The following is a 537-nucleotide window of genomic DNA, read 5'->3' as shown; positions in this document are numbered from 1 at the left end:
GGAGCTAAACTTACCTTAAAAGACAAGGAAACAGGTGAAGTAGTTGAATCATGGACTTCTGGAAAAGAACCACATCGAATCGAGGGATTAACTGTTTCAAAAACTTATGTGCTTCATGAAGATTTAGCACCTGCAGGTTACAATGTTGCAAGTGATATTGAATTTACAATCTCTGATACAGGAGAAGTTCAAAAAGTGGTTATGAAAGATGAAGCAAAACCTGTTGTTGTAAAAACAGGTGATGATAGTAATATCAGTTTCTATGTTGCAATGGGAATGTTTGCTTTAGGTTTGATCGTATGTTTCTATGCAAAAAGAAAATATGGAGAAAAGAATGACAAATAATGTCTGTTCGGTTTTAGCTTCACTTCTTATTCTTTTTGGAGTTGCTGGTTTAAAAATATATATTCAAATCAGACATCTGAAACAGATTAGACAGAAAATGAAGGGGAGAAATTTCTCCCTTTTTTCATTTGATAGAAAGCTAACTATATAAAATTCAAGTGATTTTATGAAAAAGTTTGAAAATATTTAAAA

General features: G+C 31.7%; 1 protein-coding gene. It reads left to right on the top strand.

Features of this window, described 5'->3' with window-relative positions:
* On the top strand, positions 1-345 hold a 345-nt coding region (locus tag LJD34_RS16135), incomplete at its 5' end, for a SpaA isopeptide-forming pilin-related protein (RefSeq protein WP_227360381.1).
* Between the last annotated feature and the right edge of the window lie 192 nt (positions 346-537).

It is taken from the genome of Faecalibacillus sp. MSK20_93 (assembly GCF_020589945.1).
GTDB lineage: Bacteria > Bacillota_I > Bacilli_A > Erysipelotrichales > Coprobacillaceae > Faecalibacillus > Faecalibacillus intestinalis.
This window is presented reverse-complemented; position numbering and strand designations above follow the sequence as displayed.